The organism is Bradyrhizobium erythrophlei (genome assembly GCF_900142985.1).
GTDB classification, from domain to species: Bacteria; Pseudomonadota; Alphaproteobacteria; order Rhizobiales; family Xanthobacteraceae; genus Bradyrhizobium; species Bradyrhizobium erythrophlei_B.
The window spans coordinates 4182813-4208091 of sequence record NZ_LT670849.1; the positions used below are offsets into that span (position 1 = coordinate 4182813).

27 protein-coding genes are annotated in these 25279 nt (G+C 60.9%); 12 read left to right on the forward strand and 15 right to left on the reverse strand.

The features are described from left to right. Positions 1–77: 77 nt before the first annotated feature. Positions 78–326 carry a hypothetical protein gene (locus BUA38_RS19550; RefSeq protein ID WP_072820315.1) on the forward strand — a complete coding sequence of 83 codons (249 nt, stop codon included), beginning with the start codon at positions 78–80 and terminating at the stop codon, positions 324–326. A 13-nt stretch (positions 327–339) separates the two neighbouring features. On the opposite strand, the gene BUA38_RS19555 is transcribed toward BUA38_RS19550, so the two are convergent. The 12 genes from BUA38_RS19555 to BUA38_RS19605 all read right to left on the reverse strand — a co-directional run bounded on the left by BUA38_RS19555 (position 340) and on the right by BUA38_RS19605 (position 8759). After that, positions 340–1671, reverse strand: a complete 1332-nt coding sequence (locus tag BUA38_RS19555) for a cyclic nucleotide-binding domain-containing protein (protein ID WP_172806050.1) — start codon at positions 1669–1671, stop codon at positions 340–342. Between the two features lie 41 nt (positions 1672–1712). After that, positions 1713–2159: a hypothetical protein gene (locus BUA38_RS19560; RefSeq protein ID WP_072820319.1), complete on the reverse strand. Its 447-nt coding sequence runs from the start codon at positions 2157–2159 to the stop codon at positions 1713–1715. A gap of 323 nt (positions 2160–2482) precedes the next feature. After that, a complete protein-coding gene (gene dapA / locus BUA38_RS19565; protein ID WP_244552995.1) occupies positions 2483–3445 on the reverse strand; it encodes a 4-hydroxy-tetrahydrodipicolinate synthase in 963 nt (320 codons plus the stop codon). A 39-nt stretch (positions 3446–3484) separates the two neighbouring features. Beyond that, positions 3485–3919: a hypothetical protein gene (locus BUA38_RS19570; protein ID WP_072820323.1), complete on the reverse strand. Its 435-nt coding sequence runs from the start codon at positions 3917–3919 to the stop codon at positions 3485–3487. A gap of 42 nt (positions 3920–3961) precedes the next feature. Then, positions 3962–4198, reverse strand: coding sequence for a hypothetical protein (locus BUA38_RS19575; RefSeq protein ID WP_072826252.1), 237 nt, complete (start codon positions 4196–4198; stop codon positions 3962–3964). A gap of 202 nt (positions 4199–4400) precedes the next feature. Then, positions 4401–4691: a hypothetical protein gene (locus BUA38_RS19580; protein ID WP_072820325.1), complete on the reverse strand. Its 291-nt coding sequence runs from the start codon at positions 4689–4691 to the stop codon at positions 4401–4403. Between the two features lie 12 nt (positions 4692–4703). Continuing rightward, entirely contained in the window at positions 4704–5156 is a 453-nt protein-coding gene (locus tag BUA38_RS19585) for a hypothetical protein (protein ID WP_072820327.1), read from the reverse strand. A gap of 97 nt (positions 5157–5253) precedes the next feature. Next, positions 5254–5547: a hypothetical protein gene (locus tag BUA38_RS19590; protein WP_072820330.1), complete on the reverse strand. Its 294-nt coding sequence runs from the start codon at positions 5545–5547 to the stop codon at positions 5254–5256. Positions 5548–5810: 263 nt separating this feature from the next. After that, the gene (locus BUA38_RS19595; protein ID WP_072820332.1) at positions 5811–6143 is read right to left on the reverse strand and encodes a hypothetical protein; all 333 of its coding nucleotides are present in this window, start codon (positions 6141–6143) and stop codon (positions 5811–5813) included. Positions 6144–6295: 152 nt separating this feature from the next. After that, positions 6296–6457 (reverse strand): hypothetical protein, encoded by a 162-nt coding sequence (locus BUA38_RS36800; RefSeq protein ID WP_156898582.1) that lies wholly within the window; start codon positions 6455–6457, stop codon positions 6296–6298. Positions 6458–6538: 81 nt separating this feature from the next. Then, positions 6539–7252 (reverse strand): response regulator, encoded by a 714-nt coding sequence (locus tag BUA38_RS19600; protein WP_072820334.1) that lies wholly within the window; start codon positions 7250–7252, stop codon positions 6539–6541. Next, on the reverse strand, positions 7245–8759 hold the full coding sequence (locus BUA38_RS19605) for a sensor histidine kinase (protein WP_172806051.1): 1515 nt from the start codon (positions 8757–8759) through the stop codon (positions 7245–7247). The genes BUA38_RS19600 and BUA38_RS19605 overlap by 8 nt, the downstream gene beginning before the upstream one ends. On the opposite strand from BUA38_RS19605, the gene BUA38_RS37565 reads away from it, so the two are divergent. After that, positions 8754–9107, forward strand: coding sequence for a hypothetical protein (locus tag BUA38_RS37565; protein ID WP_172806052.1), 354 nt, complete (start codon positions 8754–8756; stop codon positions 9105–9107). The genes BUA38_RS19605 and BUA38_RS37565 overlap by 6 nt on opposite strands. Before the next feature lie 68 nt (positions 9108–9175). On the opposite strand, the gene BUA38_RS19610 is transcribed toward BUA38_RS37565, so the two are convergent. Then, entirely contained in the window at positions 9176–9739 is a 564-nt protein-coding gene (locus tag BUA38_RS19610) for a hypothetical protein (protein WP_072820337.1), read from the reverse strand. A 430-nt stretch (positions 9740–10169) separates the two neighbouring features. Between BUA38_RS19610 and BUA38_RS19615 the strand changes: the two genes are divergently transcribed. From BUA38_RS19615 to BUA38_RS19645, 7 genes are all read left to right on the forward strand, one after another. Further along, positions 10170–11807, forward strand: coding sequence for an outer membrane beta-barrel protein (locus tag BUA38_RS19615; protein WP_072820339.1), 1638 nt, complete (start codon positions 10170–10172; stop codon positions 11805–11807). A 68-nt stretch (positions 11808–11875) separates the two neighbouring features. After that, positions 11876–12607 (forward strand): outer membrane protein, encoded by a 732-nt coding sequence (locus BUA38_RS19620; protein ID WP_072820341.1) that lies wholly within the window; start codon positions 11876–11878, stop codon positions 12605–12607. 41 nt (positions 12608–12648) lie between these two features. Then, entirely contained in the window at positions 12649–13407 is a 759-nt protein-coding gene (locus tag BUA38_RS19625) for an outer membrane protein (RefSeq protein ID WP_072820343.1), read from the forward strand. A gap of 785 nt (positions 13408–14192) precedes the next feature. Then, complete coding sequence (locus BUA38_RS19630; protein ID WP_244552996.1) at positions 14193–15416, forward strand: efflux RND transporter periplasmic adaptor subunit; 1224 nt, start codon at positions 14193–14195, stop codon at positions 15414–15416. Positions 15417–15440: 24 nt separating this feature from the next. Further along, entirely contained in the window at positions 15441–18698 is a 3258-nt protein-coding gene (locus BUA38_RS19635) for an efflux RND transporter permease subunit (RefSeq protein ID WP_072820344.1), read from the forward strand. Continuing rightward, the gene (locus BUA38_RS19640; protein ID WP_072820346.1) at positions 18691–20280 is read left to right on the forward strand and encodes an efflux transporter outer membrane subunit; all 1590 of its coding nucleotides are present in this window, start codon (positions 18691–18693) and stop codon (positions 20278–20280) included. The genes BUA38_RS19635 and BUA38_RS19640 overlap by 8 nt, the downstream gene beginning before the upstream one ends. A gap of 79 nt (positions 20281–20359) precedes the next feature. Further along, on the forward strand, positions 20360–20689 hold the full coding sequence (locus BUA38_RS19645; RefSeq protein WP_072820348.1) for a hypothetical protein: 330 nt from the start codon (positions 20360–20362) through the stop codon (positions 20687–20689). 44 nt (positions 20690–20733) lie between these two features. On the opposite strand, the gene BUA38_RS19650 is transcribed toward BUA38_RS19645, so the two are convergent. Continuing rightward, entirely contained in the window at positions 20734–21033 is a 300-nt protein-coding gene (locus BUA38_RS19650) for a hypothetical protein (protein ID WP_172806053.1), read from the reverse strand. A 252-nt stretch (positions 21034–21285) separates the two neighbouring features. Here BUA38_RS19650 and BUA38_RS19655 point away from each other — a divergent pair, with 252 nt between their 5' ends. After that, complete coding sequence (locus BUA38_RS19655) at positions 21286–21543, forward strand: hypothetical protein (protein ID WP_244552997.1); 258 nt, start codon at positions 21286–21288, stop codon at positions 21541–21543. Between the two features lie 506 nt (positions 21544–22049). On the opposite strand, the gene BUA38_RS19665 is transcribed toward BUA38_RS19655, so the two are convergent. Continuing rightward, positions 22050–22925, reverse strand: coding sequence for a DUF2927 domain-containing protein (locus BUA38_RS19665; protein ID WP_244552998.1), 876 nt, complete (start codon positions 22923–22925; stop codon positions 22050–22052). 478 nt (positions 22926–23403) lie between these two features. Here BUA38_RS19665 and BUA38_RS19670 point away from each other — a divergent pair, with 478 nt between their 5' ends. Then, a complete protein-coding gene (locus tag BUA38_RS19670) occupies positions 23404–23493 on the forward strand; it encodes a K(+)-transporting ATPase subunit F (protein WP_072820356.1) in 90 nt (29 codons plus the stop codon). Positions 23494–23562: 69 nt separating this feature from the next. Next, positions 23563–25266 (forward strand): potassium-transporting ATPase subunit KdpA, encoded by a 1704-nt coding sequence (kdpA, locus tag BUA38_RS19675; protein ID WP_072820358.1) that lies wholly within the window; start codon positions 23563–23565, stop codon positions 25264–25266. The last annotated feature ends 13 nt before the right edge of the window (positions 25267–25279 follow it).

The window sequence follows — 25279 nt, forward strand, 5'->3', positions numbered from 1 at the left end:
ATCGCGAACGCCGACAGCGTTTTCGCGATGCCTCTCTCCTCAACAATCAATCAAAGAATTCATCAGGGGGATTTCCCATGCTTCGAATTGCCACTTGCCTCGTTGCGGCGTCCTTGGTCGCGGGCAGCATTGCTTCCGCATCGGCGCAAACGACGGAGGCCAAGCCTTCGCGGATGAAGCTCACGATGGAAAAGCTGAAAGAGATGAAGGCCAAGTGGTTGGCGAACCGGCCCAAGCTGAAGGCTTGCAAGATCGAGGTGAAGAGGAAGGGGCTCACCGGCGACGAACGCTGGTTCTACATCTCGGATTGCATGGAGCGGAGCTAAGATCGACGCCGCGTCAGACGAACGATTCGGCCAGCGCCAGGTAGAGCGCAAACAGAAATCCGCCGACCGTGGGGAGCACCACGAGCGAACCGCCTTCTTCCAGCGCGACTGGAATCATCGCGTGGGCGACGAGCGCGAGCACGGCCCCGCCGGCAACGGCCTGGGCGAAGATCGCCGGTAGTGCGTCGCTGCCGGCGATGAAGGCTTTTCCTGCCGCCGCGGCCACTACGCCTGCAATCAACACAGTCGACCAAAGACCGAAAATCACCGCAGGACGATAGCCGGCCTTCGTCAACATCGATGCGCTTGCCGCCGCTTCCGGAATTCCCCCAAGAAACATTCCCAGCATAAGGGTCAGCGACAGATTTCCGATCGCGGTAAACTTGGCCCCAATGACGAGGCAGCCCGGAATGGTGTCGAGAATATTTCCGAAGACGATCGCCATTCCCGCGCCGCTGGCGGCCTCCACCAGCATTTTGCCGGTCTCGCGCCGGTTGAGGTGGTCCAGACTTCCGCTCGCGACTTTGGCCCACAGGGCCGCATCAGTTCCTCCCGCACTGAGATTGCTGATCGCACGCTGATGGCTGATGCGCTTTACTGCGCGGGCCAATTCGCCGTCAGCCGCGACGAGTTCCTCGAAGTCCTCCCTTCCAATTTTCAGCAGACCTGAATCTTCGGCGGCGCGGATCGTGGCGGTGCGCGGACCGCCGCTCAGCAAGGACATTTCCCCGAACGTGTGACCCGCGCCGAGCACTGCGATTGGGCCCGCAGCGGTTTTGCTTTCCGTTGTGGTATCGGTCAGAACCTCGACTGTTCCACGCGCTACAATGTAGAGGGCATCGCCCGCGTCTCCTGCCCTGAACAAAATGTCACCGGCCTTGAGTTGCAGCTCACGAATACGCGGCAGGATTTGCTCGATCTGCTCGGCCGGCAAGTGGCGCAGCAGATCGCTTTTCGCCAGCAGTTGGATCCGTTCCCGCGCGTCCGCCTGTTTGCGGGCCAGTGCATATTCGCGAAACTGGGTGACATAGCGAACGGCGGCGCCCTTCTTCTCCAGAGCCAGCGACGCCGAGTAGTAGATGGCTGCGCCGGCCCCAAAACCCGTGCTGACAAACATCCAAGCAGAGCGTGCATCGAAGCCCTGCTGATGTAGCGATAGCGCGCCTTCATATGCGAGCTCGATCGCCAGTGCGGAAATCAGGGCGCCGGCGGCAAAGGCTAGCAGGCACGCAAGGGGGCGCTTTGAGAAAGGAAAGTACAGACCTATGGCGGCTCCCAGAAGAGAAGATGATGTCGTCCCAAGGCCAAGTGCCGCCGCAATGGCCAGCTCGTAAGGGAAGCTCATTGACATGGGTGCCCGGCGGCTACGCCACAATCCAACGAATATCAAATACCCTTCGCCCGGTGCTCAATGGCCCTGACGATCCCGCGGGTCAACGCAACCGCTCGTCGCCAGCCGGCCAACGCCAACCGCAGGGGCCGCTTGAGATGCACGATCAGCGGATTGCCATGATTTTCGACGTCAAGTTCGAACCGCTCGGACGGGAATATCGTCGCGCAGCAAGCTCGCGCAGAGACCCTCCGCGCAAACGCGAGTGCTGAGCTCCTGAAGAGGAAGATGCCGCCGATCTCTCCCTTGACGTCGCGTGCTAGCCAAAATCCATCGCTGTCGCGCCCGATAAAGAATGCCGGGATCGACGCATCGAGAATGCCTGGATCGAGTGGCTGAAAGCACGTTTGTGAGTTCGCAGGGTTCGAAGCCCGCGATTTTGAAAACCCGGAATAGGTGAGCGGCATGGCGATCATGATGCGACCAGTGACCTGCACGTCCATGAGCGCGAACCGCGATCATGAGTCGGCGTAATTTCGTACCATTATCTGCTCCCGATCCCCGTAGGATTGCGATAGAGGCGGACGAGGCATTTCATAAGAAAGAAATAAAGACGGCGTGAACTTCTCAAGGAGCGCTGCCTGCATTTATTGCCCGTCTATGAAAGCGTTGCTCTGCCGATCTCGAATTCCTATGCGCGTTGCGTGCATGTTCCGCTCAGACCCAGAGATCACGGAGCCATCCATGCGGCGACTTTCGTTCATCGTTTCCCGACTTGCTTCGTTCGTTCGTCACATGGCGGATGCGCTGGGCCCGTTCTGGGACGTCAGGAAATATCGCCCGGAGCGCTACTATATGCGAGGTCCCGGGCCGAAATGGCGCGAGAAACATTCCTCTCGTCCCGCGTGAGGTCGTTCTCCCCGATTTCAAGAATCGCATCCGCCACCTTGGCTTTCGCCTGATCCGATAGTCCGACCAGGGGCAGGCGGGTGTCGGGACGCATCAGGCCGAGCAAGCTCAGCACATATTTGACCGCGGCCGGATTTTCGGCTGCGAGGCATTCCGCCAGCCGCGAAAGCCGTTGCTGCCATTGCCGGGCGGCCGGCATCCGGCCTTGTTCGTAGCTTGAAAGCATATCCCGGCATGCGGAAGGCGCGACGTTCGACAGGATCGAAATGCACCCGTCGCCGCCGCTGCAAAGAAAAGCAAGCGCGGTCGGATCGTTTCCCGACAGCAGGCGGAACAGCGCCGGCACTCTCGATCGCAGGCGCGCTGGACGGGATAGATCGCCCGTCGAATCCTTCACTCCGATGAACTGCGGCGATTGCGAAAGCGTCGCAAGAGTGTCGTCGGACAGGCCGCGGATGGTTCGCGAAGGATCATCATGCAGGATGATCGGCAACGCTGTCGCATCGGCGATCGTGCGAAAATGCGCTTCGATGCCAGCCTGCATCGGCTTGTTGTAGTAGGGCACGACCGACAGCAGCGCATCGGCGCCGGCAGCTTCGGCGCGCCTCGCCCATGCGGCGGCCTGGCCGGTCGAGTTCGATCCTGCGCCTGCGATCACGCGGGCCTGTCCGCCGGCCACTTCAGTCGCCGCGCGAATAATGGTCTCGCGCTCATCCCAGCTCAAAGTGTTGAATTCGCCTGATGTCTCTCCGACGACGATCGCCGAAACGCCGGCCCGCATCTGCCGTTCGCAGAGCCTGGCGAACGCGCCCAGATCGACCGCTCCGGTTTCATCGAATGGCGTCGGAATATCCGGGATGATGCCCGTGAGCCAATCCATCAGGTTTGCCACGCGGTTCGCCAATGGTGTCATTGCGCGTTACGCCGCACGCTCGATCCGGCCAAATCCATGACGGCAGGCGGAGAGCACAAGTCCCTGGTGGCACCGCACGCCGGCCTCGATCCGAAAACCCATTTGCTGAAGCTTGGCCCGTACCCCGAGACTGGAATTGTCGGAATCGATGAGGACGGCGACGGTCGCGTTGGTGCAGAGAAACGGCGATATGTCGCCCAGCGCCTTTTCGATGGCCGGTGAGCCGCGATCGGCCAGCAGGCCGATCGCATGCTGCCGCCGCGGCAGCCAGCTCGACGAAATCGGAGTCACGCGCATGAAGCCGCGGCGTTTCAGCCCCAGATGGAGTTCCATGGCGCCGCTGCCGGCGACGATGGCGCGCTGCAGGAGCGACAGGCCCGTAAGCCCGATCATCGTGTCGAGGACCTGCACTTGATCAGACGCGGAATGAAGCTGAACCATGGTGTTCTCCTGAACGATGGCCGGCACATCACGAGAGCGCCTTCAGGCCGTCAGGTTCCTGCCGCTGATATCAAGCTCGATCTCGCGCGGCAGTTCCACGATCGTTTCGGGATGATGTCCGTTTTCAAAGAGAGCGAATTTCAACGCCTGGGCGCGATTGACGAACAGTCCGCCATAGAGGCCATGCTGTTCCTGGGCGACCCAGTTGCCGCGGCTATTCCTGCCGATAAACGTAATGGTCGATGCAGAGTTGCACGAGGGAGGCTCGACGAGTTTCACGTTGGTATTCCTTTTCATGACGAGACAAGCCGGATCCCGGTCGTTCAAACGTTCCGCTGCTGCTGGTGGAAAAGAGAGGCAGAGGCTGGACGCCGGACGTTGGCTTGACTCATGTCCGGCGAATATCTGCGGGAAGGGATATGAATTCGATGGACGCGGGCCTGCGATCTCATAAGGGCCGCATAAGGTTAAGGCTGGAGTTTCAACGCGGGAGGTGAACGCTGAATGCGATCAACAGGCAGCCCAGCGCGGCGTAAGCGATCGCTTCATCCCAGTGATTGAAAGCCCGTCCGAACGGCTCCTCACGCTTGAAGATGGCCAGGACGGTACTCAGGATCGTGGACATCACAAGCAATAGCATCAAGGTTTGGTCGAACCTGATGCTGCCGAAGGCCGCGAAGACGAGAAGAATGATCATCCGCAGCCAGAAGCGAATGACGACGCGGATCGTCTGCACCTCGCGCGTCAAATTCGTGTCGGGCTGCTGAGCCACGCGGGCGGCCTCTTACATGAAGTTGTCGCAGCAAAGCGGCACGTCGAGCGGTTCATCCGCGCGGGAAGGACGCGCCACGTTACCTTCGACGTCCGGCGCGCTCTCACGTTTTACGTCGACGATCGCGCTCAGGATCGCAAGGCAGAGGTCGCTGTGACGGGCTTCGGCCGGTTGATCGAGCCAGTCGGGAAGTTCGCGCCGCTGCGACAGCGTGCAATGCCATTCGCCGGCGTCATGGATGATCCGGCGAAGGCGCCATTGCGGCGTTTCCAGCGCGAGCAAGGCCAGCGCTGCGTCGGTCCAGGCGCCGGACTGAACGAACTGCTGGAAGTGCTCAAAGTCCCTGGTCCGCCTGACGGATGGCAGGCGCCAGCATGCGTCGCGAACGACCTCCGAGAAAAGTTCGGGGGTGACACTGTCGGCGTCACGAAGCCTGTCGGCAAGCCGGGATAAGGCTGAACTCATGCCGCCAATATCTTCGGCGGCGAGTATGAATTCGAGGGCGGTGAACCCGCGATCTCATAAAAGAAGTATAAAGCCCGCGCGAGGCGCCTCAGCCCAATTAGGAAGCCGGTGCGAACGCGCCGGCAAGGCAGCACAGCGCCGCATAGGCGCTTGCCTCGTCCCAGTGATTGAGCGTCGTATCCCCGAGTTCCTCGCGATCGAACATGGCGACGACCGTGGCCAGGATCGCAGACATCCACAGCATCAGGGTCAAGCCGCGTTCGAAGCCGATGCCGCCAACCACGGCGAATGCAACGATCGCGGCCATGCGCAGGCCAAAGCGCGCAATTACCTCCGCCGACTTCGACGCGGACGAGAGTTTGCGGACACGGCTTGCGACAAACGGCGGCATGATCGGAGTTTCCAAAGTGAAATTCGTGACAGATGGCTCGCGGGTTTGCCTGCAAGGCTCGGGCCAGATGCAAGATTTTGACGGCAAAGCGGTTCACCGCCTCCGGCGAACGCGCTCGAATCTGGCGAGAAGCTCATTGGAAAACGAGGCTGGTTCGCGGCCAAAGAAATATATTATCCATAGGCGGCGCGACGTGCGTGGTACGCGCGAGCGAAACCGATCGCCTTGATCAGAAGGTGGCCTCGATCAGAAAGCTGTCTCGATCAGAAAACGGACTTCGCCCCGGAAGCCAATTGCAGGTAGCTCGGATGGGCCGGATCGCACCACAAACGAAACACCTGGCCGCGCCGCGGCGGCGGGCCCTGCCACGGCATCCGGTCCTGCAACGTCGTGACATAGGGAGCGCCGTGTCGCGGCGTGATCTCGAGCGTGACCTTGACGAGCCAGGTGTCGATCGGCGCGTACGGCAATTGTTCGGAATAAACCACACGCGCGGTGCAAGGCTGCAACGGACCCGGCGCTTCCTGGGCCTGCGCCGCCCCGCCTGCCAGCATCGCGCAAGCCAGCATGATCGCTGAAGTGGTCACGGGTTTCATGGTCGCTTCCGTTTGCCTGGTCCGGTGAGGATCGCCAACCAGATTGCGTGCGGGATCTGATAAAATCAAGCTGGTAGAGTGGATTTGACATTCGCTACCCGCCCAGCCGCGAACAGGTAACGCGGATCGGGCGTGTGAATTGAACGGCTGAATCAATTCCGGCGGTGGGTGCCGAGCGCGACGAGAACAAAACCGGCGGCGATCGCAAGCACGATGAGCATCCAGTACTGGCCGTCAAAGCCAAGAAAGGAAAAGTGCTCGACCAGAAAGTGCAACGCCCCCACGCCCCCGTTTTCCGGGCGCACGATAAGCATTCCGGCTTCAAAAATATATTATTTTTATATATCTCATGCCAACGACATGGCGGCGCTCGTGCCGCCTATTTGAAGTGGGCACTAGTCGGCCGCCATGTCCTCGAAGCGGGACTGGAGCCGGTAGCCGACGCCGGATTCCGTCACCAGGAGGCGCGGCCGGTTGGGATCGCTTTCGATTTTCTGGCGCAGCTTGCGAACCAGGATACGCAGGTACTGGATGTTATCGCGCTGATTGCCGCTCCAGATGTCCTTCAAAAGCTGATCATGCGTTACCACAAGCCCGACATGGGTCGCCAGGATGTGGAGCAGGCGATACTCCTTCCGCGTCAGGCGCACCGGTTGATTGTTCAATGACACCGTTCGCGTGACGAGATCGACCGACAGCGGTCCCGCCACGACGACCGGATTTTCCGTGGCGCTCTTGAAGTAGCGGCGAAGTGCGGCTTCGCTGCGCGCAAGCAGCTCCGCCATGCCGAACGGCTTGACCACGTAGTCGTCTGCGCCGGCCTGGAGCAGCCGGACCTTCTCGTCTTCGCTTGCGATGATCGACAGAATGATAACCGGAACGTTCGACCAGGAGCGGATCCGCTCGAGCACCTCGGCGCCGTGAAGATCAGGCAGGTTCAGGTCGAGGATGATGAGGTCCGGCGCGCTGAAGGTCGCGGACTTCAGGCCGTCGGTTGCGTTTTCCGCCTCGATCACCGAGTAGCCCTGCAATTCGAAGCCGGCGCGGAGGAAGCGCCTTATCTTCGACTCGTCCTCGATCAGGAGCACATTGTTTGCAGGTCTATTCATTGGATGCGGCCGTCATTTCGGATTGCTTCATGGTCGAGCCGGGCAGGGTGATGGATGCGGTGGCGCCCAGCCCTTGGCCGGGGCTCGTAATATCGATGGTGCCGCCATTGGCGTCGACGAAGATGGATGCGATCCAGAAGCCGAGGCCGGATCCCGGGATCGTCGCCTGATGGCGCTGGCTCCGGAACGACCGGCTGCCGAGCTGCGGCCGTTCATCGGCGGTGATGCCGACGCCCTGGTCGGAAATCGACAACACGACGTCGTCGTGCCGGCGTCTGACCCTGACCACGATCGTCGAGCCGGACGGGGAATACTTGGCGGCATTTTCCAGCAGCTGGCCGCAGGATTCTTCCAGCAGGCCAGAATCGACATGGACCAGCGGCAGGTCGTCGTCGAATTCAGTTTCGACCTTGTGGGCGACGAGCCGGCGCGCGCGCGCCTTGATCGCGGCGTTGACGATGTCGCGCGGATCGGTCCATTCGAGATTTGGCGAGATGCCGCCCGCGGTAGCGCGGGTGGCATTGAGAAGGTTCTGGATGAAACTGTCGAGCTCGGCGACCTCGTCGGATATGGCTTCCACCAGCAAGTGGGCGCGCTCGTCTTTCTGTATCAGCGGAATCGAATCGAGCACGCTGGCCGAGCCTCGGATCGCCGCAAGCGGTGTTCGCAGTTCATGCGACAGCGTGCCGTGAAACGCATCCCGCAGCAGCTGGGCTTGCAGGCGAAGCCTCGCATCCTCCATCGCTTTTTCGATATCGATCCGCTGCAAGGTCAGCGACACTTCTTCGAGGATCGACGCTGCGCGGCGGGTGCCGCTCTCCAGCGCTTCTGCCGTGCCCGCGCCGATATTGACCGCAACGAGTCCGACGATCGCGGTTTCCGAACGCACCATGTGCAAGAGCCAGACGTTTTGGGTCGCCGGGTCGGTCACGGAGCGAACCGGTTCGGCTGTCGAAATGGCCGAGGCCGCGCTTTCCTTCACCGCCGCCGGCACGGAGCCGGACCTCGGCGGCTCAAGCTGCCCGTCGCCTTTGGCGGCGAAGTAGACCGCCGGCTGGCCGAGCGTCTGCGAGAGGTAGTTCTCGATCGCGGAGACCAGTTCCGAAACGGTAAAGCAGGCCGCCAGGCGCCGCGAGAAATCATAGAGGTTGTGAATGTCCCGCTCGCGCTGTCGCAGCGTCTCGGTCTCCTGGCGCAGACGCGAGGCGAGATTGCTCGCGACGAGCGCCACCACGAAAAACAGCAGGAGGTCGATGGCTTCCTGCGGGTCCTCGACCTGAAAGCTGTAGATGGGAGGGAAGAAGAAAAAGTCGGCTTGCGCCATGCTGACGATGCAAGCGAGCGTCGCCGGCCAGATTCCCCATCGGGTGGCGGCAATGATGACGGGGACGAGATAGGCGATCGGGACGAGGCTTGCCGCGACGGTTTCCTTCAACAGCAACAGCAACGCCGTGACCAGCGTGACGCCGACAAGCGACAACAGCAAAGGGACGACGTTCGTTTGCAAAAAATCGTGGCGCGCCGCCTTGCTGACCGGCGCGGGCGTGATGTCTCGATCCTTGCCGCCGGAAAGTCCGGGTTTGGCGAGCCTGGTTATTATCGGCAAAAGAACGTGCCTCTAAACGGAGGACATCGGCCGATCATCGCTTCGGTTCCAAGACCCGGCGCAACGGCCGGGCTCGAAAAGACCGCAACAAAAATCGTGCACCGGCAGCGAGTGATTGTGAAAGAAGGACGCGAGGTCGAACGAACGGAATTAGATACGACCTGCAAATCTCCTCATTCGCTTCAAATCAATCGATGCTTCGATGTCGTCAACACCCGGCACTGCAGCATTCTTCAAGTCGGCGTATAAAATCTATGCCGTTTGTCTCTCGAAGAGATATAAAAGTAATATATTTTCGAAAGCGGCGTCGGCGATGCCTACATCGCCTCGAGCTGGCCGATCGCTCCGCTATGGCCGGTTCCATCAGCCGGAAGGCCGTAAAGCTCGGCATCGTGGGTATTCGGCGGCGGCGCGAGCGCCGCGATCGCAGCCGAATTCAGATATTTCGGCGGATACAGGTAGAATTCGATCAACGGGTTTTGCGGGCCGCGCGCACCGGCCTTGAGGATTTCCCGCGACTTGGTGGCTTCCCGCGGGTAAATGCTGCTCCAGCCGGCAAAACGGCTCGTCAGAATCTCAAGCGACAGGATCGTGCTTGCGATTCTCACAAAGCCCGCGTTTGATTTCTTGGCGCTTCGGGTCGTCGAGGCCTTTCGCAGCACCTGGCGAAGCGGCGCATGCGCCTCGATGAATGGCCCAAGCCCCGCCTTCCACAGAATGTCGGGCAGGCACGAATAGCCATGGAGGTCGTGGAAACTCTCGATCAGCACCTGGCACTGCGAGACCAGGCCTTTCGGCAGAAAGCTGAAATCGACATTGTCGCTCTCGCCCGCGTCCAATACGCGGCTCCTGCCGTTCGCGCGCTCTGCCTTGACGACCATTGCCTCGCCTCATGATCAGCGAATGGGCTGTTCTCAACGCGACGCAGCATAACGACGGGTCCCATATAGGTTCGATATAGAAGTCGGGCGCATTACATAGATAAAAGATATCGAATGATGACTTTGCGACCGCAAGCTATGGCGGAAAGGCAACAGCGTTCAAAAAACTATTAAAAACAATTGCTGAATATGTGAGATTCGGCGCGGATTCCTCCGAATCTTGCCGCCTATCGCGGCAGCGTCGAAAGCAATTGGCAAATTGCTGAGCAAAATCAGCCGAAATCGCAAATTCATATATTTTTTCTTTATGAAACGGTGCAGCAATCCGTATCGATTTCCTTGTTCCCGCGACGAAAGATTGCCGCAAGTATGAACGGTCTCGCAAGGACGCCTGGGGGTGACCTTAAGACCGACAGCTTGGGGCAAGATCATGAAAAGACTTCTTCTGGCGGGCGCGTCATTGGCCGCCATGGGTTTGATGGGCGGCGCTTACGCAGCGGATGCGTCTCTACCGACGAAAACGCCGGCGTGCAGGGGCGATGTCGATCCCTACAAGAACTACGCCTGTCTCGACACCTATCTCGGCACGACGTTCTGGGAGCGGTTCTTCAACTACTACCGGCTTGAGTGGGGCCACGATTCGGCGCCCGCCGATCCGAAGGCGCCGCCGTCGCGACGCGCCGAATGGCCGGCAACTCCGCAGACCACGCCGCCGATGCCGTTTACCGAATGGCCCTATGGCGGAACCACCAACCTCGGCGTGACGCGACCAAGCTCGGTTGACAGTCCGCTGATGAACGCGCTCGGCAACACCGGCGTCGGAAGCTGGATGAACGAAAACCACATTCAGGTTTATGGCTGGCTCAACGCCGGCGGCAACCTTTCGACCAATACGGTTCGGGGCGGCAACGCACCGGCGGCCTACCTCTACAATCCCAACACCGTGCAGCTCGATCAGGCGGTGGTTTACATCGAACGTCTGCCCGACACCGTGCAGAAGGACCACATCGACTGGGGCTTCCGTATCGCGCCGATTTACGGCGAGAACTATCGCTACACGACGGCGTACGGACTGTGGAGCTATCAGCTCCTGAACCAGAACAAGAACTACGGTTATGACCTGCCGATGGCCTATGGCGAAGTGTTCGTGCCGTGGGTTGCCGATGGCATGCTGATCCGGTTCGGGCGCTTCATCTCGATCCCGGACATCGAGGCCCAGCTCGCGCCGAACAACTACATGTATACGCACTCGATGACGTATACGTTCGACAACTACACCAACACCGGAATCGAGGTCACGACCGCGCTGAACAAGAACTGGATTCTCCAGACGGGCATCGTGGCAGGCACCGAAGCAATGCCGTGGCATGTCGGCGCTACCCTTCCAAATCCGTTCCCGAACCCGCTGTATCCGAATTCGACCTACCTGAAGGATCCGGGAGCGAAGCCAAGCTTCACACTTGGCGTTCGCTGGACCAGCGACGACGGGCGCGACAACATCAATGTGGTCGCGGACGGGATAAACAACGGCGTCTGGGGTTACAACAACCTGCAATGGTACGGGTTGACCTACTATCACAAGTTCAACGACCAGTGGCACATCTCGTTCGAGGCCTACAATGGCCATCAGAGCGGCGTGATAAACCTCAACAACGCCACCGCCCTGAACATTCTTGCGATGGGCGGCACGCCGTTCTCACCTCAGAACATCCCCTTCAACGCGCCAGGCGGAGCGCTTTGCAAAAGCCCGGCTGGGCTGACCTGCAACGCGGACTGGAACGCCACCACGATGTACCTGAACTACAGGGCGACGGCGCTCGACAACATCTCTTATCGAGCTGAGTTCTTCGACGACAGAGAGGGGCAGCGAACCGGCACCAAGACGCGCTACGTCGAGACCGGCATCGGTTGGCAGCACTGGTTCTCGCCGCAGATCGAGATCCGGCCGGAGTTCACCTACTACAAGTCGCTCGACGCGTTCGCGTTCAACGGCAACTCCAACATGGGCATCCCGGCCACCCGCAACTACGCCCTCATCGGTTCGGCCGACATCATCATTCACTTCTGAGGTGGGAAGCCGTGTGACGGCCGGGGCCGTCACACCTTTCACTGAAACCAATTCGACAGGGGCTAACAATGAAACGAATTCTTCTCACCTCCGTCTCGCTCGGTGTGTTGGGCGCGATGTCACCGGCGCTTGGCGCCGACCTGCCTTACGCCAAGGCGCCACAGGCGATCCAATCGGTCTACGACTGGACGGGCGTCTATATCGGCGGGTACGGTGGTGGTGGCTTTGGCAACCACAACTACAACAACGCCAACGGTCCTGCCGGCAATGCCAATTTCACGGTCAACTACGATTCGACGGGCGGCATCGGCGGCGGCGAGGTTGGTTACAACTGGCAGAGCGGCAGCTATCTGACCGGCATCGAGGCCGACGGGTTCTGGTCGGGCATCAAGGGTGGCGACGCCAGCCAGGCGCTCGGCGTCGTCGATCAGAGCAATCTTCGTTGGGGCGGCTCGCTTCGCGCGCGAGGCGGCATTGCCATCGACCGCTTGCTATTGTTCTTCACCGGCGGCTGGGCGTTCGGTGACATCCAGCACACCAGCACCGCGCCAGGATTTGCGGTCGACCAGTTCACGAATCACCGCAACGGTCTCGCGGCCGGTGGCGGCATCGCCTATGCGATCACCAACAACATCCTCGGCAAGCTGGAATACCGCTACTATGACTTCGGCAGCTACAGCCGGGCGGGCAATCCGCTCACGCCGAATGGACAGCTGCCTTACAGCGTCGCCAGCACCTACTCCGTCGTGACGGTTGGCATCGACTTCAAGTTCGGTGGTCCCGTGGTCGCCAAGTACTGACGAGCGGACAGCGTGAATAAAGATGACATTGGGGGCTTAAGATGGTTCGAAACGTAAAGCTGGCGCTGACGGGCTTGTTGATGGTGCTGGGCGCCACCGGCGTTGCGCAGGCCGCAGACATGCCGCTCAAGGCAAAGCCGTTGGCTGGAGCGGGTTACAACTGGACCGGCTGTTATATCGGCGGCGACGTCGGCGGCGCTTGGTCTCGCATGGACACCTCAAGGTTCGCGCAGGACGGTATCGGTCCGTCGTTTGCGGATTACGGCCGCGAAGACGACAAGGGCTTTATGGGTGGCGGACAGGCGGGCTGCGATTTCCAGACCACCAATCTGGTGTTTGGCATCCAGGGCACGTTCGACTTCGGCGGCGTCAAAGGCTCGCACGCGCTGACGGACATCCCGACCTTCTCGGAGACCAACAACCTCCAGGCCGTCTACACGGCGACCGGTCGCATGGGATATCTCTACACGCCATCGTTCCTCGGCTACGTCAAAGTCGGCATGGCCTGGATGCAAGACAAGAACCAGGTGCTTCAGCCGGGCGGCGCATTGTTAGAATCCGCCAAATTCACCTTGCCCGGGATGACGGCTGGCCTCGGCTTTGAGTGGATGTTCTTGCCCAACTGGTCGGCGTTCGCCGAATACAATTACATGTGGATCGAAGATACCTCGGGCCAGCACTTCACGCCGGCGCCGGGTCTGATCGGTGAAACTCTCAACGTAAAGCAGACCGTGCAAATGGTGCGTGTCGGCGTCAATTACAAATTCCACTGGGACGGTCCGGTCGTTGCCAAATATTGAGCTCTGCTTGCCGGCCGGTGTCGGTGATGCCGGCCGGCAAATGTTAGAATCGGACCACAGGGTGGGCTCGGCTTGAACCATATCCGCACCGGTCGGTTGCGAATCAGTAGCGTCGCATGGTTTGCCGCGTTGGCAGTTTGCTTCATCGGCGGGGAGTGCGCTGGCGAGGCGCAACCCTTGCACCGTCCGACGGCCCCCCTGACGCGGCAGTCTAATGGTGCAACAGGCACGCCCGGTTCTGTACCCCCTCCGGGCCGGCCTGCGCCGATGCGCTATCACGGAGGTCCGAAATCTCCGATGTGGCGCGGCTAGTGGTCCGATTCTAACATTCGCATCCCTTCTCAGCGGGCACCTTTGCGAATGTTAGAATCAAAGGACACTAGCAAATATAGGTTTCTAGTGGAGTTTGAGATTTGATATTCGCTTCCAAATTTGCGGCTAGGCGGGTTGCGAATGTCAAATCCACTCCACTAGCTGGAATTGCCTGTGTCACGGTCATGTGAGACGGGTGCGGGTCAGCCTGACGGAATCGCCGAAATTGCCACCGGCGGTGGCACGGATCTTGATGAAGGTGGGCTTCGAAAACAGCCGCTTTTGCCAGTGCCCGAATCAGCAACAGGTGCAGAATATCTGAGCAAATCTGAGGGTTTTTCGGCGTATCGGCTGCCTTTCCGGGGGGCTTTGTCCTAAAACAGACGAGGCGGCGCAGCTGATCCGTAAGGACGGTGTAAGCGCGATGCTGTAACGCAGCATGACAAGTGGACGGCGATTTTGGGGACATTGGAGTGAGTGCTTTCGGAAGGCTGTCGAAATCCCGGGCGATCTGGCTCGCCGTAATTGTGGCGGGCGGCGTCGTGCTGTTTTGGGGCAGGGGTTTCATCGGGCTCGCCGACGGTCAATCCGGCAGCAAGGAACGCGTTGCTGCGATCGAACCCGTCAAGCCCGCCGCCTCAGATGAGCAATCCGTCGACCTGACCGCGAAGCAGGCGGCATCCATCAAGATTGGACCGGTGCCGTCGCGCGATTTCGCGCTTCTCAAAACCGCCGTCGGCACCATCGACTTCAACGAGAATCTTCTCGTTCAGGTTTTTTCGCAATACCAGGGCAAAATCCTCAAGGCCTTCTACAACATCGGCGAAGAAGTGAAGGCCGGCGAAGTGCTGTTCACGATCGACAGCCCCGATCTGCTTCAGGCCGAATCGACCCTGCTGGCCGCGGCCGGCGTGCTCGAATTGCAGAAGAAGACGCTGGCGCGCCTCACCAACCTCATGAAGTCGGGCGGCAGCGCGCAAAAGGACGTCGACCAGTCGACTTCCGACCAGCAGACCGCCGAAGGCAACTTCAAGGCCGCCAAGGATGCGGTGCGAATCTTCGGCAAGAGCGACGCGGAGATCGAGCAGATCCTCAATGACCGCAGGGTCGATTCCACGCTGGTGGTTCCGAGCCCGATCGGGGGCCGCGTGGTCGCGCGCAACGCGGCGCCGGGATTCCTGACCCAGCCCGGTGCTGCGCCGGCGCCCTTCACCGTCGCCGATCTCTCGACCATGTGGATGCTGGCCAATGTCATCGAGACCGACGCGCCGGCCTACAAGCTCGGCCAACAGGTCCAGGTCACGGTGCCCGCCTATCCTGACAAGGTCTTCACCGGCCGCGTCACCGCGCTCGGCGCGATGATCGATCCCAACACCCACCGGCAACTGGTGCGCTCCGAAATCGACGACCCCGAACATCTGCTGCGCTCGGGAATGTTTGCAAGCTTCGTCATCCACGTCGGCGATCCCGTTCGTTCGCTGGCGGTGCCGGCCGAAGGCGTGGTGCGGGAAGGCGACGGCACGATGTCGGTGTGGGCCACCAAGGACAGCCGCCATTTCGTCAAGCGCACCGTCAAGACCGGAATGCAGCAGGATGGCTGGACGCAGATTTTGACGGGACTGATGCCTGATGAGACGGTTGTCACGGACGGTGCGGTGTTCCTGAGCAACAAGCTCTTGTTGGGCGATGCCGGTTAAATCGGCTAAGGACGGCGGTACCAGTTGATCAAGTCCCTGCTCGAATTTGGCCTGACGCGCAGCGCGATCATCGTGCTGGGTGTCGTGGTCTTTTGCGCCGCGGGGCTCGTGGCGTTTTCGAAGCTGAACATCGAGGCCTATCCAAATCCGGCGCCGGTGATCCTGGAAATCACGGCGCAGGCGGCCGGTCTCTCCGCCGAAGAAATGGAAAAGTACTACACGATCCCGATGGAAGTCGGCCTCTACCCGACGCCGGGCGTCGTCAACATCCGCTCGACCTCGTTCTACGGCCTGTCGTTCGTCCGCGTCACCTTCAGATACGGCACCGATTTCTACTTTGCGCTGACGCAGGCTTCCGTCAGCCTCCAGCAGAACGTCAACCTGCCGGGCAACCAGGTTCCGCAAATCCAGCAATCGAGCCTCGTCGGCGAGATCTATCGCTACCAGCTCGTCGGCCCCCCGCATTTCGGCCTGACCAACCTGCGCACGCTCCAGGACTACGTCGTGGCCCGCCGCTTCCTGACCATTCCGGGCGTGGTGCAGATCAATGCCTGGGGCGGCACCACCAAGCAGTTCAACGTCGATGCCGACCTGCAGAAGCTGGAAGCCTACAACATCACCATTCCCCAGCTCGTCGCCGCGCTCGGCAATGCCAACATCAATGTCGGCGGGCGCGAGATCACGATCGGGCAGCAATCGGTGAACATCCGCGGCGTTGGCCTCGTCGACTCGGGCGGTGCCGACGACGTCACCAAGGGCTACAAGGTCCAGGACATCGAGAACGTGGTGCTGGCGCAGGTGAACGGCCTGCCGATCCAGGTCAAGCATGTCGCGACCGTCTCCGTCGGCTTCGTGCCGCGGCTTGGCATCGGCGGCCGGGACCATGACGACGACGTCGCCACCGCGATCGTGGTGATGGGGCGGACCCAGCACACCAACGACATCATCCCGAAAGTGCAGGCCGAAGTTCAAAGGCTCAACAGCGACGGCAGTCTGCCGCCGGGCGTCAAGATCGTTCCCTATTACGATCGCAGTTCGCTGGTCGGGATCACCACACACACGGTGCTGCACAACCTGATTTTCGGTTGCCTGCTGGTTTTCATTATCCAGTGGGTGTTTCTCGGCGACCTGCGCAGCGCCATCATCGTCAGCGCCAACATTCCGTTCGCGCTGTTCTTCGCCATCATCATCCTCGTCCTGCAAGGCGAGGACGCCAACCTGTTGTCGCTCGGCGCGGTCGACTTCGGCATCATCGTCGATTCCGCCGTGATCATGATGGAAAACATCTACCGGAATTTTCAGTCCTCGCCGGAGAGCCGGCAGACGTTGCTCCAGCATCTGTCGGAAGGCTATTGGGGGACGGATCCCACCTCCGCGCACAACCAGGTTTCCGGCTCGCCCAAGTGGACCGAGCGGCTACGCATGATCTTTGTCAGCGCGCTGCAAGTCGACAAGGCCGTGTTCTTCACCGCGGCCATCACCGTCACCGCCTTCGTGCCGCTGTTCACGATGCAGGGCGTCGAGGGCCAGATCTTCGGCCCGATGGCGCGAACCTATGGCTACGCGCTCGCGGGCGCGCTGCTCGCCACCTTTACGGTGACGCCGGTGCTGGCCTCGCTGCTGTTGCCCAAGCATATCGAGGAGACCGAGACCGTCATCGTGCGGATGCTGCGCAGGAGCTACACGCCGGTGCTGCGCTGGGCGCTGTCGAATCTCGCGGTTTCAGTGACGATCGGTATTGTCTTTCTGGCATTGAGCGTGCTTGCGGCCTCTCGCCTGGGAAGCGAGTTCCTGCCGGCTCTGGAAGAGGGCAATTTCTGGATCCGCGCCGCGATGCCGTCGACGATGTCGCTCGATTCCGGCACGGCCGTCACCGGCAAGATGCGGGAGATCCTGTTGCGGCACCCGGAAGTCGTCACCGTGGTCTCGCAGCACGGCCGTCCCGACAATGGCAGCGATGCCTCGCCGTTCTCGAATGTCGAGTTGTTCGCGCCGCTCAAGCCGTTCGACGAGTGGCCGCCGAATCTGACCAAGGAAAAGCTGACAGAAGAGCTGCAAAAGGAATTTGCCGACGAATTGCCCGGCATCGGTTTCAACTTCTCGCAATATATCCAGGACAATGTCGAGGAAGCGCTGTCAGGCGTGAAGGGCGCCAACTCCGTCAAGGTCATCGGTCCCAATCTCGAGGTCCTCGAAGGTCTCGCGACCCAGGTGATGGACGAGATGGCCAGGATCCGCGGCGTTGCCGACCTCGGAATCTTCCATCTCCTGGGCCAGCCCAATCTCAACATCAAGGTCGACCGCGAAAAGGCCGCCCGCTACGGGCTGAACACCGGCGACGTCAACACGGTGGTTCAGGCCGCGCTCGGCGGCACCACGGCAACCACCGTGCTGGAAGGCGACCGGCAATTCGCTCTCGCCGTCAGGCTGGACGCCAGATATCGCTCCAGCATCGACGCCGTCCGCAATCTTAAAGTGGCCTATTCGACGCCTTCGGGTACCAACGCTTACGTTCCCCTCAGCGAGTTGGCCAACATCACGCTCGACACCGGCGCCTCCTTTATCTATCGCGAGCGCAGCCAGCGCTACATTCCGATCAAGTTCTCTGTGCGCGGCCGCGACCTCGGCAGCACGGTGGCCGAAGCGCAGGAGCGGGTCGGCAAGGCCATCAAGCTTCCCAACGGCTATCAGCTCGTCTGGGCCGGCGAGTTCGACAGCCTCCAGGCCGCCAAGCAGCGGTTGATGATCGTGGTGCCGATCACGCTGCTTCTGATCCTCGTGTTGTTGTACGGGCTGTTCAATTCGCTGCGCGACAGCCTGTTGTCGGTCGCCGGCATTCCCTTTGCGATCGGTGGCGGCCTGATCGCGCTTTATTTCGCCGGGCTCGATTTCTCGGTCTCGGCGGCGATCGGCTTCATCTCGCTGTTCGGCGTCGCCGTGATGGACGGCATTCTCAACATCACCTATTTCCGCGAACTGCGTGCGCAGGGCATGGGGATTGCGGAAGCGGTATTTCACGGCGCCGAACAACGGATGCGGCCGATGCTGATGACGGCGCTCTCGGCCGGCGTCGGTCTGTTCCCCGCCGCGATTTCCCACGGCATCGGCAGCCAGGTGCAACGTCCGTTGGCTACCGTCGTCGTGGGTGGTATGTTCATCGGGCCGCTGCTTTTGTTGATCGTTGCGCCGGCGCTTCGAAAGATCTTCCTCTCGCGAGACGCCGAGAACGCTGTGGTCGCGGGTGATCCGGTCGTAGTCACCGAAGGCAATCCCGATGGCTAGCGGCGTCAGCAACAGACTCCGATCCGCGACCAGTGCCGTCGCGATCGCCGCAATGTCGTTGGCGATGTCCGGCTGCGCGGTTGGGCCGAATTTCCAGCCGGCCGCCGCGCCCGATGTCACCGGCTATGTCAAAGGCAATCTCGCCTCGGCGGATCCGGGAAAAGAGACGGCTTCCGTTTCCGGAAAGGAAACGGCTCCAGTGCCCGGGCAGCGTTTCCTCAACGGCGCCGACGTTTCGACGCGCTGGTGGGCGGCCTTCAAGTCCGAACCGCTGAACGAACTGGTGCGCGAATCGGTCAACCACAATCCGAACCTGCAAGCCGCGGAAGCCGCGATCAAGATCGCGCGCTACAACGCGCTCGCGCAGCGCGGCCTGTACTTCCCGCAAATCACCGGTAACTCGACGACCCAGCAAAACCTGGTGGCCAATCCGCAGCAGGTCCCCGGAGTTCCGAACGGGACGCCGCAATACGAATTCTCGCTGGTGACGAACCAGCTCACGGTATCGTTCGTACCTGATATCTGGGGCGGCAATGTCCGCGCGGTCGAAGGTCTCGACGCCACCGCCGAGCAGCAACTGTTCCAGCTCGAGGCCGCCTTCCTGACGCTGACCAGCAACGTGGTCACGGCGGCTATACAAGAGGCTTCGTTGCGCGGACAGATCGCGGCGACCCAGCGCATCATCGCGATCGAAAAGCGCCTGCTCGATATCCTGAAGCGGCAGCAAAACCTGGGCCAGGCGGCGCTGGCCGACGTGCTGGCGCAGGATGCGGCGCTGGCACAGGCCGAGGAATTGCTGCCGCCGCTTGAAAAGCAGCTCGCGCAGCAGCGCGACCTCCTCACGTCGCTCGCCGGCCAATATGCCGCCGACGAGGTCCGGCAGAAATTCGATCTCGCGCACCTGAAGCTGCCGACCAATCTGCCGGTCAGCGTGCCGGGCAAGCTCGTCAATCAACGGCCCGACGTGCGCGCGGCGGAAGCCAATATGCATTCGGCCGCAGCACAAATTGGCGTCGCAATCGCAGCGCGCCTGCCCAACATCACGCTCTCGGCCAATGGCGGCTCGGCCGCGTTCAACTGGCCGCAGACCTTTGCGCCGGGCACCGGCTTCTTCACGCTCGGCGCCGCTGCCACCGCGCCGATCTTCGACGGGCTCACGCTCTATCACAAGCAGAAGGCGGCCGAGGCCGCGCTCGAGCAGGCCGAAGCGCAATATCGCGCCGCCGTCATCACGGCCTTCCAGAACGTCGCCGATGCACTGCGCGCGTTGCAGTCCGACGCCAGGGCCATGCGCGCGGCGCGGCGCGCGGAAGATGCCGCCAAGGCCAGCCTCGACATCGTCGAGAAGCAACTCAGCGAAGGCCAGGTCAATCAGCTTGCCGTGCTGAACGCGCAGCAAACCTACCTGACCGCGGCCGTGGTGCGGGTGCAGACCGAGGCCAATCGCATCTCGGATACGGCGGCTCTGTTCATGGCACTCGGTGGCAACTGGCCTGCGAACTGCACTGTGCCCGACTGGCGCCAATGCGCGCTGGGCGAAGCGCCCGCGCCCGAGGTGGTTGCCGCGACCGAGGCGAAATAGCGAGTAAGTCTGAAGTCCTCTATGCAGACGCGTCGTGCATCTGTACTCACAACGGAAGGTAACCCGTTGAGAGAGTGATATGGACATCAGAATCTTCCTGTTTTTGATCCTGGCGACGTCGCTGGAAACCTTCGGCGACGCGATCGTGCGAATCGGTCTCGGTCAGACCGCCTGGCTGCCGCGCGGCGGGCTGTTTCTCGCCGGAGCGATTCTTCTTTTCGGTTATGGCGTGTCGCTGAACCTTGCGCCGATCGAATTCAACCGCGTCGCCGGATTTTACATCGCGACGCTTTTCATCGTGTGGCAGGTGGTCAATCTGATCATGTTTCGGACGCTGCCGGACATGCCAATTCTGGTCGGCGGCGCGCTGATCGTCGGCGGCGGGTTGATCGTGACGTTCTGGAATTGAGCGAACGAAGGTTCCGCTCGCGGTTTCCCGGGAAGGGCGGTTGCTTACCAGACCACGTAGGCGCAGAGCACAGCGAGCGGCAGCAGCAGCAAGCCCATATACATCCAGATGCGATACGCGCCCGCATCCTTCGGCAGGATGAAAAGGTTGACGACGAACCAGCCGCAAACGCCAACGCCCATCAGCACGCGAATGAGATCGCCGGGAGTCTCGTAGATCGAGGACAGGCGCTCGATCTGAGGGCTTGCCACCTTGGCCGTGATGATGATGAGGACGATCAGGAATAGCGTTCGGCCAAATACGCCGCCATACCAGACACGGGCAGTGGGCGGGGCGTCGGTCAATTTTGCCTTAGCCGTTTGATTCGGCTGCAGATTCGTATCTGTGCGCATTGCACAATCCTGAATCACCGTGCCTAAAACGATATCGCTTGTCGCATTGCAACGGCAAGTCGTTATTTTTTGTATATCACCGGAACAAAGCGTCAGTGTTTCTGACGCATCCGAGGCATGCGGCAATCGGCAGTAACGATCAGCCAAGAATTGGATGTCGCGCCTGAAAATTCCTGACCTATAGTCAAAGGGCGGGAGGGACACATGACAGGCAGATCGAGGGTGATGTGGCAGGCGATCGTCGTCGCGGCCTTGCTGTCGCTGGTTGCTTCTGCTGCCGCCTATGCCCAGTTGAAGAAAGGCAGCCACGCGGCGCCATCCACCGAGACCAAGCCGAAGGTGGATGAGAAAGCCTACAAGGCCGCGCTTGATCGGATCCCCACTCCGAAAAAGCCCTATGATCCCTGGAGCCAGGTCCACGAGCCGGAGCCGACGGCGAAGCCGGCCGGCAAATCAAATTAGGACGTCAGTTTCGCGTAAGCCGAATCGGTGGCGCAGCCGCCGCGGTTGCTGGCTTCTCGCTCGTTCACGACTTGAGCAGCGGACAACGCCTGGCCGCTTCTTGTTAACCAGAGCGTGATGCTTCTTTCACCGACCACTCTGGCGTGCCGATCTTTTATGCATCTGCCGTTTGTTTGTTGCACTCAGCGACGGCGAGGAACATGATCTCGATCAGAGACAACAAGACATCATCAAGATGTCGGGTCATCATCGGGCGAAAACGCTCGGGCTCCGTTGTCTTCAGATCGACCGGAGGAAACCATGCACAGCTATCTTGCGATCGGAAAACTCGTCGTTCTCTGCGTTGCGCTTCTTGCTCTCGCGGTCGTCCGTGCGGAAGCCGGGGCGTCCGCCAGCGCGCCGACGAAAAACCAGCGCTCAAGCCAACTAGCGCAACACCAGACGGGTCACAACACTCCGATTACCGAATACTCGTCATCCTCGGCACGCAATCGCTCGCATTGAGCTTAATTGCGATCGACCTGGCTGTTCTCTGATTCGGCACGGCGCGGCGGGTTGATCTCGCGTACCCATTGGCGCGCGCTCGCAAGAACATCGGGCAGGGCGGCATCGACCTCATCCCTGGTCATGCCGGGGGTGATGCGCGGGTCGTAAAGAATATTGAGAAGATACTGATCGTAGACGTCGAAGAAACCCATCTGGACGTCGTCATTGAACATCGTCCACGGCACCGAGGCGTCGTCGTTGATGACGCCCAGCGCCTGCAACAGTTCCTCGTAGGCGCAATCAAGGAAAGTGAAGTCTCCCGCATCGACCGGCAGGATCACTTCGGCGCGCCGGATACGAAAGCTTTCGTCCTTGCCGATGCCCGACAGGCATTCCGGCTTCAGCTCTTTCTGGATCTGCCTGGCCCTGTCGCTGCCATAGAGCGCGCGAATGGTCGATTTCAACTTGCGCTCGGGAACGAGGCGCACCGTGAAATTGGCGGCGCGGCGATCGGTGGTGAGATCGATATCGAGGTGGTTCACGCGCGAGCGAATGTCGGACACCACATTGGCGAGTTCGCTGCGCCGCTGCGGCGCGGCGCCTGCTTCGACGAAAATCCGTACCGGTTCGTCGAATTTGCGCACCCGTCCCGCCGGCTTGTCGGTCTGTAGTTCGGCGCCGAACGCAATCTTGAAGAAGCCTTCCCTGATTTCCTCGTTAGTGAAATCGGTTCGCTCGGCGGCGCGACGGCTCGCGATCTCGGGATTTTCCGCGCGCGCCGGGACGCTACCCAATCCAGTGAACGCCATCACGAAAACCGACGCCGCCAGTATGTGAGACATCCTTGCCATGACGCGGCTTGCGGCAATGGGAACGATGGAGAGATCGATTTTCATATCCGTTTGCCGCGATTGAGATAAAAAAATAATATCTTTTCTTCTCAGCTACTTAGCGCTGTTTTCCAAGCAAGACTCGTACCGCCTCGCATGCGCGTTCGATCCGCGATGGTCGTGGCGATCAAGGTAGCGACGGCGGGATAGGATATCGGGATGGGGCGAGTGGCTTTCTTATAGGGATGTTGTGGGACGTGCAGAGGCTCACCACTTCGCATCGGCCTTTATGAGTTTCTTATAAGGTCGCTGGTCCCGCCGCCTCGAAAACCTATGGCCTGGATGGCACTTCATGACCAGTTCCGAGGGGCGATCACCGGATCGCCTTTTGGTCTCATGCGCGTTGTGACGCGCGAGGGAGATTTCCATGCTGGACCTGATCATGTTGGCGCTTGGCCTCGGCTTCTTCGTAGCCGCGCTCGGCTACACCTACGCCTGCGAGCGGCTTTGATCCGGAAGACAGCGCTTCAAAGGACGTAAGGCCATGATGTTCGACTATGCGCTTGCGAGTTTGGTCTCCGCGGGCCTGCTGTTTTACCTGACCTACGCGCTGCTGCGGCCAGAGCGCTTCTGACCGCCGCGCGAGGCGCCTCGAGCGCCCTTCGCCTGTGATTCCCAACTCGCTGCCAAAGGCATCCCTGCCATGACCGCCATCGGATGGACTCAAATTCTTCTGTTCTGCGTCATCGTCGTCGCGCTCGCCAAGCCGCTCGGCTGGTACATGACGCGCGTATTCGAGGGCGAGCGGACGCCGCTGTCGCCGCTGCTCCGTCCCGTTGAAGTCGCGATCTACTGGATCGGCGGGGTCGACGAAAAGCGCGAGCAGCACTGGGTCACCTATACGCTGGCGATGCTGTTCTTTCACGTCGGCGGCTTTGTCATTCTCTATGCGCTGATGCGGCTTCAGGCCGGGCTTCCGTTCAATCCGGCCGGCCAACCCGCGGTGCCCGAAGACCTCGCCTTCAACACCGCGATCAGCTTCATCACCAACACCAACTGGCAGAACTACGGTGGCGAGAGCACGATGTCCTATCTCGTGCAGATGCTCGGGCTGACGCACCAGAATTTCCTGTCGGCTGCGACCGGCATTGCGCTGGCAGTTGCGCTGATCCGCGGCTTCTCCCGCGCCTCGGTGCGCACCGTCGGCAATTTCTGGGTCGATGTGACCCGCACCACGCTCTATGTGCTGTTGCCGGTCTGTATCGTCTATTCGCTGTTCCTGGTCTGGCAGGGCATGCCGCAGACGCTTGGCGCCTATGTCGAGGCGACGACGCTGGAAGGCGCGAAACAGACGATCGCGGTCGGACCGGTGGCTTCGCAGGTCGCGATCAAGATGCTCGGCACCAATGGCGGCGGCTTCTTCAACGCTAACGCGGCGCATCCGTTCGAGAATCCGACCGCAATCTCCAATTTCGTGCAGATGCTGTCGATCTTCGCGATCGGCGCCGCCCTGACCAACGTGTTCGGCCGCATGGTCGGCAATCAGCGGCAGGGCTGGGCGATCCTCGCGGTCATGGGCGTGCTGTTTCTGGCCGGCGTCTCGGTTACGTATTGGGCCGAGGCCAACGGCACCGCGACCCTCGATGCGCTCGGGCTTGCCGGCGGCAACATGGAGGGCAAGGAAGTCCGCTTCGGCATCGTGGCCTCGAGCCTGTTTGCGGTCATCACCACCGCGGCCTCCTGCGGCGCGGTCAATGCGATGCACGACAGCTTTACGGCGTTGGGCGGCATGATTCCGCTGATCAACATGCAGCTCGGCGAAATCATCGTTGGCGGCGTCGGCGCGGGCCTCTACGGCATGCTGCTGTTCGTCGTGCTCGCGATCTTTGTCGCCGGTCTGATGGTCGGACGCACGCCGGAATATGTCGGCAAGAAGATCGAGGCGCGCGAGGTCAAGATGGCGATGCTCGCCATTCTGGTGCTGCCCTTGATGTATCTCGGCTGGACCGCCGTTGCGGTGGTGCTGCCGTCGACGGTTGCGGCGATGAACAATGCCGGGCCGCACGGCTTTACCGAAGTGCTCTACGCCTACACGTCGGCGACCGGCAATAACGGCTCGGCGTTTGCCGGGCTGTCCGGCAACACCTTCTTCTACAACGTCACGCTCGCAAGCGCGATGTTCGTCGGCCGCTTCTTCATGATCGTGCCGGCGATGGCGATGGCAGGTTCGCTTGCGGCCAAGAAATCCATCCCGCCGTCCGCGGGCACCTTGCCCACGACCGGCGGATTGTTCGTCGGCCTCGTCGTCGGCGTGATCCTCATCATCGGCGGTCTCACCTTCTTCCCGGCGCTGGCGCTCGGTCCGATCGTCGAGCACCTGGCGATGAACGCCAACAATCTGTTCTGACCGGTTATTCGGA

What these genes read in the sequence shown, in the direction of transcription:
- BUA38_RS19550 (WP_072820315.1), top strand. Translation starts at nt 78, where the DNA reads ATGCTTCGAATTGCCACTTGCCTCGTTGCGGCGTCCTTGGTCGCGGGC.
- BUA38_RS19555 (WP_172806050.1), bottom strand. Translation starts at nt 1,671, where the DNA reads ATGAGCTTCCCTTACGAGCTGGCCATTGCGGCGGCACTTGGCCTTGGG.
- BUA38_RS19560 (WP_072820319.1), bottom strand. Translation starts at nt 2,159, where the DNA reads ATGGACGTGCAGGTCACTGGTCGCATCATGATCGCCATGCCGCTCACC.
- dapA (WP_244552995.1), bottom strand. Translation starts at nt 3,445, where the DNA reads ATGGATTGGCTCACGGGCATCATCCCGGATATTCCGACGCCATTCGAT.
- BUA38_RS19570 (WP_072820323.1), bottom strand. Translation starts at nt 3,919, where the DNA reads ATGGTTCAGCTTCATTCCGCGTCTGATCAAGTGCAGGTCCTCGACACG.
- BUA38_RS19585 (WP_072820327.1), bottom strand. Translation starts at nt 5,156, where the DNA reads ATGAGTTCAGCCTTATCCCGGCTTGCCGACAGGCTTCGTGACGCCGAC.
- BUA38_RS19590 (WP_072820330.1), bottom strand. Translation starts at nt 5,547, where the DNA reads ATGCCGCCGTTTGTCGCAAGCCGTGTCCGCAAACTCTCGTCCGCGTCG.
- BUA38_RS19595 (WP_072820332.1), bottom strand. Translation starts at nt 6,143, where the DNA reads ATGAAACCCGTGACCACTTCAGCGATCATGCTGGCTTGCGCGATGCTG.
- BUA38_RS36800 (WP_156898582.1), bottom strand. Translation starts at nt 6,457, where the DNA reads ATGCTTATCGTGCGCCCGGAAAACGGGGGCGTGGGGGCGTTGCACTTT.
- BUA38_RS19600 (WP_072820334.1), bottom strand. Translation starts at nt 7,252, where the DNA reads ATGAATAGACCTGCAAACAATGTGCTCCTGATCGAGGACGAGTCGAAG.
- BUA38_RS19610 (WP_072820337.1), bottom strand. Translation starts at nt 9,739, where the DNA reads ATGGTCGTCAAGGCAGAGCGCGCGAACGGCAGGAGCCGCGTATTGGAC.
- BUA38_RS19615 (WP_072820339.1), top strand. Translation starts at nt 10,170, where the DNA reads ATGAAAAGACTTCTTCTGGCGGGCGCGTCATTGGCCGCCATGGGTTTG.
- BUA38_RS19620 (WP_072820341.1), top strand. Translation starts at nt 11,876, where the DNA reads ATGAAACGAATTCTTCTCACCTCCGTCTCGCTCGGTGTGTTGGGCGCG.
- BUA38_RS19625 (WP_072820343.1), top strand. Translation starts at nt 12,649, where the DNA reads ATGGTTCGAAACGTAAAGCTGGCGCTGACGGGCTTGTTGATGGTGCTG.
- BUA38_RS19640 (WP_072820346.1), top strand. Translation starts at nt 18,691, where the DNA reads ATGGCTAGCGGCGTCAGCAACAGACTCCGATCCGCGACCAGTGCCGTC.
- BUA38_RS19645 (WP_072820348.1), top strand. Translation starts at nt 20,360, where the DNA reads ATGGACATCAGAATCTTCCTGTTTTTGATCCTGGCGACGTCGCTGGAA.
- BUA38_RS19655 (WP_244552997.1), top strand. Translation starts at nt 21,286, where the DNA reads ATGACAGGCAGATCGAGGGTGATGTGGCAGGCGATCGTCGTCGCGGCC.
- BUA38_RS19665 (WP_244552998.1), bottom strand. Translation starts at nt 22,925, where the DNA reads ATGAAAATCGATCTCTCCATCGTTCCCATTGCCGCAAGCCGCGTCATG.
- BUA38_RS19670 (WP_072820356.1), top strand. Translation starts at nt 23,404, where the DNA reads ATGATGTTCGACTATGCGCTTGCGAGTTTGGTCTCCGCGGGCCTGCTG.
- kdpA (WP_072820358.1), top strand. Translation starts at nt 23,563, where the DNA reads ATGACCGCCATCGGATGGACTCAAATTCTTCTGTTCTGCGTCATCGTC.